At 53.7% G+C, this 5,324-nt stretch carries 4 protein-coding genes; 1 reads left to right on the top strand and 3 read right to left on the bottom strand.

The features are described from left to right. Positions 1 to 653: 653 nt before the first annotated feature. A complete protein-coding gene (locus tag JRJ26_20130; protein ID MBW2059800.1) occupies positions 654 to 1,829 on the bottom strand; it encodes a hypothetical protein in 1,176 nt (391 codons plus the stop codon). Positions 1,830 to 2,132: 303 nt separating this feature from the next. On the opposite strand from JRJ26_20130, the gene JRJ26_20125 reads away from it, so the two are divergent. After that, positions 2,133 to 2,828, top strand: coding sequence for a primase alpha helix C-terminal domain-containing protein (locus tag JRJ26_20125; protein ID MBW2059799.1), 696 nt, complete (start codon positions 2,133 to 2,135; stop codon positions 2,826 to 2,828). A gap of 306 nt (positions 2,829 to 3,134) precedes the next feature. Here the strand turns inward: JRJ26_20125 and JRJ26_20120 are convergent, their stop codons facing one another. Both JRJ26_20120 and JRJ26_20115 read right to left on the bottom strand, forming a co-directional pair. After that, a complete protein-coding gene (locus JRJ26_20120) occupies positions 3,135 to 3,560 on the bottom strand; it encodes a formylmethanofuran dehydrogenase subunit E family protein (GenBank protein MBW2059798.1) in 426 nt (141 codons plus the stop codon). A 161-nt stretch (positions 3,561 to 3,721) separates the two neighbouring features. Next, entirely contained in the window at positions 3,722 to 5,296 is a 1,575-nt protein-coding gene (locus JRJ26_20115; protein MBW2059797.1) for a hypothetical protein, read from the bottom strand. Positions 5,297 to 5,324: the final 28 nt, after the last annotated feature.

Below are 5,324 nucleotides of genomic sequence, written 5' to 3'. Positions count from 1 at the left end.
CCCGCCACAAGACATATTTCGGATGGATTCGGTGGAAGAGTGTAATCCGCCGTAGAGCCGCGTGGGATAGGCGTCTTGGGATCTGCCCGGGGCGGGGATCGAACCCGCACGCCCGTTTCCGGGCACAGGATTTTAAGGGCTGCTGCGTGATTCTGTAAGTTGTAGAAATAACAAGAGAAACAGCGTCTCGCTTAATTCTCACCTTTGGCAGGAGTTGCATTTAGTGAGATCAGACGAGATTCCGGCGGGCACAGCCTGGGCACAGGTATTTTCTTCTAGTGCCCTAGGATGCTTTACATGATCGGGCTTTTGATAGAGGTCTTATTACCGTAACGCCAGATTTGACAGTACAAGTGTCAACTCTCCTTGAATCCGAGACTATTCCATTCGCCACCAAGGAGTTCCTTTTCGCTCGGAGCGGTAGACAGATAGAAGCGCCCCATCGGTTCTTGCCAAATCCACAATTCCTCGAATGGCATAATCATCACGTCTTCAGAACCTGAATCTTGATCAGCCCCTTTTTCGGCTCAAGACCACAGGATCACTAATCCTGTGCGCCATCCCAGGAGCCATGAAAGACACGGGTTCTGGAAGGATGTGTGCCCAAAGTGTGCCTGTGAGGATGTGTGATGTTGACCTGCCTGGGATTCCTGTCAGGTTCCTTTCGAGGGCTCTGCGGCAGATGCTAAGTCGTTCCCCAGGTTCCGCCGCTGCTTCTCCCATCCGAACATGATTTCCAGTCCAGCCTTAGCAGCTGTGATCGTCTCTTCCGTAACGGGGACGCTGAGCGTAAACCGTCCGCCTCCATGGAAAGGCCCGGCTTTTTGAATCGCTGCGCGCAGACGCTCAGCTTCTGCTGGGTCGGAGACCGCCTTCAGGTAAACCTGGAACAGGGGTTCTGGTGACATGCTGTCGGTGGGAGGGTAGCCGTATAGGAACGAGGTCGTATCGCCGTGAATCTCCCGCCGGAGCCGGACGCTGAACCCTACCTGGCCCCAATAGATTTCCAGGTTGCGACTCCTTGCCTCGTTCAAGATGTTGGTGAAGAAGATTCTCGCCTTCTCGGGGCAGGCCGCCAGGAAGGAACCTTGATCGGTCTTCTTCCGGGGACCGCTCGATCCGGTCTTCGCCGCCCGGCTGGCTTCGGTCTGCCCGACGACCCGTGGGACCAGAATCTGCGGCAGACCGTCGCCCTCGTATTGGACCAGCTCCAAGCCGATGACCTGGATGCGAGGCATCTGCTCGTTCAGGAACTCCAGGATGCGCCTCAGCTCCGGCGGGATCTTGTCGGCGACGAACACCAGACGCACCCGGCCACTCCTCAACCGGTTTGCGGCCTCATCCCAGAACCTGTTGATGCGCTCTTCCGGGTCCGTCTCTTCATCCGGTCCAACCAGGCCGAGGATCGCCTCAGCCAGCTGATCCGCACCGCCCAGTTTGTCCATGGCAGTCGACCGCATCCGGTCCACCGGCCAATACTTCTGACCGTTGGCGGCATAGTCAAGCATCTGGCCGACGACCTCCCGCCGGATTCTCGTGTCGCTCGCCCGCTTGACCTCAACGAAGGTCGGGGTAGCATCCTGGTCCAGGAAGAGATGATCCAGCGCCCACCGGTCCGAGCCTCCTTCGCTGTCCGGCACACCGAATTCCCGGCCCACCAGCAGGAATCGCACATCCTTTCCGGGTTCAAACGTTTCCCCAGCCAACAGTTCAGGATACTCTTCGAGGAGGCGCTGCAGGATGTCCTCGCTCTCGTATGGGCTCCGGGCGACCTCCCCAAAACCGCCGTCCGGTTGGATAACAAAGATCTTATCTGAAGAATCATCCATCTGCTCTCGTTCTCCCTCAACAACCCGGTTCATAACAGGCCCGCATAACCATAGGCTTGGCGTCGCTTACCTGTATGTGATTTTGCGCACCTCTTCGGCTATATCCAACGGAGCGCAGTTTCATGAGCCTTCTGGGACACACAAAAGGTGGGGTCATGGGCCATCATCCCCTTCCCGAGAGGTGGTCAGGGGATCGACACCAGCGTCACAGCGTCACAAGACCTCCTCAAGAGGGAAACCTGTGCGTGACGATGTGACGATCATGACGCTTCCCAACGGTCTTGCTGGGATCGGAGGAGTGTCTTGAAAGACAAAGTACGTCGTGTTGTGCCAAATGTTGTCAAAGGATTCTTCCAACACCTCTTTGGGGTCCCACTTACTAAGCTGGGCCTCCTGCTTGAGCCAATGGCTCTTGTGGAGTCAGGTCACGGCCTGCATGCCTACTGGATCTTCGAAAACCCCGTTTCCTTGCGGGACGCCACGAATTACCAGGCGATGCTGAAGGCACTGCAGGACAGGCTCGGTTCTGACCCGTTTCACGACCTGCCTCGCATTATGCGGGTGCCGGGGACGATGAACCTGAAGGACCCGGGGAATCCTGTACCCTGCCAGATTCTCGAGGCAGATTTTACCCGCCTCTATTCACCCTCGGACTTCAGGTTCCTGTTGAACGAGCAGCTCTCCCTGAACGGTCAGGCAGACCATGAGGGGATCATTCCGGAGGGGAGGCGCAATAAGATCCTGACCGCTATTGCCGGAAAGCTGCGAAATACTGGTCTCCAAGCGGATGAACTATTCAAAGCTCTTTTAGGGGCCAATGCCAGTCGGTGTCATCCTCCACTACCAGAAGAGGAGGTCGCCCGGATTGCCCACAGTATCTCGAAATACCCTCAAAATAGCGTTACTTGTGGGAAACAAACAAACCAAGCCACCAGGATTGCGGCGCTTGCCTTGTCCCGTTGCATCAACGAAAATTGTTACCGAAATAATCTGACATGAAATTTCCATTTTGATCGGATTCATCGAGGATTCGAGCTTTCTCCTTCTTCGTTGACAGATTCTAGTGACTTTTCGATATCTCCAGAGTGTAGAGATATTCCTGAGCATTCCCCCATGCCTAAGAAAACCCTTTTTCCGGAATGTCGAGTGGGATGTGAGGATTTAGCCCCCATATTTCGGTAACATCCTATGATGCAACGACCCTTGTTGGGTAACATTTTTGGTGATGCAATGCGAGGGGAAAAAGTTCTTGACGCCGGTCAATCTTCATTATGTCCTGATGATTTGAGAGGATCTCAATCAACCCTATTCGTCCCCCAGGAGAATATATTCTTCGGGTGATGCTTCAAGTATCCGTTTACCTGACTTCTCGACCCCGATTTCCTCAATCCAGAGACGCACTTTCTCAGGGACATCCGGTCGGAGACACAGAACCACAGAAGTTCCCTTCTTGGTGTGGAAGGTAGCTCTTCCAATCGGACCTTTTGTGACCGTCAGGTTTCGTTTCCCGGTCGTACAACCCGAGCCCAGCTGGATTCCATCAATCAAACAGGAGGGTGGCGGAGTCAGTGGGCTTTCCACTTCAACCGTCATGTCGAAATAGCCCGGGCTGTCCAGCAGGTCCCTGGCCATCAGGCCCATTTTGTAGCCGAGGACGACATAAGGACCGATATGGCCGTGAAATTCCTCAATTCTCGTCAACTCAGGAGTTTTCACTTCCACTTCCACCATCCCTGAACCTTCCCGATGATTGTGATCCTGAAACGTCTCCAGTGTATCCATCTGACCACAGCTCGTCACCAATATAGCGCAGATCAAAACAAGCCAGTATCGCATGTCGCCCTCCGTCCTTTTGTTACTGTTACCTAACGCCACTACGGGGTTTCATGAGTTCAGTTCCACTTGAACGAGCCACCCAGATCCAGTCCCACCATCCAGATTCGTCCCGGCATGGGATAACCGGGGCGAAATTCATACAGTGAATCCGTTAAGTTCTCTCCCGCCACAAAGATCCCAATTCGATGGTTGACCTGGCATCCCAGGCGACCATTGAGGAGAAAATAGGCATCGATTGTAGCCCCTGGACCCGGGAATCGAGGATTGAGCACATGTTGCTTGTCTACCCACTCCGAGTCGAAATTCAATCTCCAATGACGTCCCATCCTCAGGCTGGCGCCCGTCACCCACGTCCACCGGGGCGCGTAGGGGACATTTGAAGGATTCGTGTTCATGTAGTTGCCACCCAAATACAAGATAAGAGTATCTAGTGGCATCGCTTCCAGATTGATCTCTCCGCCGGTCGTTTTGTAGTCACCAAGATTGGCGAAGAGAGGTGGCGGCGGGGGAGGAGGCACGAACCTCAAGGCATCTTTCACGTCATCGTAGAAAAAGGAAATCCCCGCCTGGAACTGTTTCGAGAAGGAGTGAATCAGGCCAATTTCGTAATGATCCAGCTTCTCCGCCCGCAGGTCCTTCCACTGATCGCCCCTTCCCCAGTCGTCATAAAAAATGGCACTCCATACGCCGGGAAGGTTGAACCCGTGAGCGTAGTTAACGTGAACCTGAGACCTCTTCCACTCCAGCTTCAGTCCGGCTTGAGGTCCCCAGTTGTTGCCGAAGAAGCGACTATTGTTAAAACGTACGCCTGCCGATGGGGTTATTTTCAAATCATCACCGAAGACATGGCTGTACATTACGTAAGGGGCGCTACTACGAAAACTCAAATCAGTTTGTAGGCGATCATCAGATTGCCATCTCTCCACAAAATCACCACCATAAGTATCGTTGTCGTAGCCGAACAGGATCTCACCTCTTTCCCAAGGCAGGTACTGCTCTCTGAATCGGAAACCGTAGTTGTCGTAATTAGTAACACTTTGAAACGGCTCATCCACATCACGATCCCACTGAAACCAGTCTCCTAAGCCGTTTTCGTAATAAAACTTAAAGGAACCCTGCCATTTGCCGTAGGCGTGAGACAACTTCACCAGATAAAACTGATCATTGGTCTCGTAGCGTTCGTTTCGAGGTGGTGGCGAAACACCAACCTGTCCCGGGTCGTTGGCCCAACCATCTGAGTGACTGATATGAGTTGTCAAGCTCCAGGCTTCGTTGAGAGCTACACCCAGGTTCCCATACAACTGGACAACCCTCCCATCTGCTTTTTCGCGATGCCCGTCGCTTCTGCGGTAGCTTCCCGTCAAGAAGAAGTCCCATCGATCCTTTCTGCCACTGAACTCTCCTTTCTGGACAAGGGTATTGTATTCGCCGAAAGAGCCCTGGTATCGAGCTTGAAAACCTTCCCGCTGTGTGCGTTTTGGGACTATGTTTACGGCCCCAAAACTCATATTCCCGAAAAGAACTGGCTGGGCACTCTTATAGATGTCTATGTGGTCGGCCAGATCTATACTGACAGTATCCAGGAGTGGATGCGTCCAGACGCCGACGAAGCGTGGAATTCCATCCACCATCGTACTGATCTCCGCTCCCGGTCTTCCC

It is taken from the genome of Deltaproteobacteria bacterium, assembly GCA_019308905.1.
GTDB lineage: Bacteria > Desulfobacterota > BSN033 > WVXP01 > WVXP01 > JAFDHF01.
This window is presented reverse-complemented; position numbering and strand designations above follow the sequence as displayed.

Bases quoted from the DNA above. Each gene is read 5' to 3' on its own strand.
- JRJ26_20115 (MBW2059797.1), bottom strand. From the start codon at position 5,296: ATGGTGGATGGAATTCCACGCTTCGTCGGCGTCTGGACGCATCCACTC.
- JRJ26_20120 (MBW2059798.1), bottom strand. From the start codon at position 3,560: ATGGTGGAAGTGGAAGTGAAAACTCCTGAGTTGACGAGAATTGAGGAA.
- JRJ26_20130 (MBW2059800.1), bottom strand. From the start codon at position 1,829: ATGGATGATTCTTCAGATAAGATCTTTGTTATCCAACCGGACGGCGGT.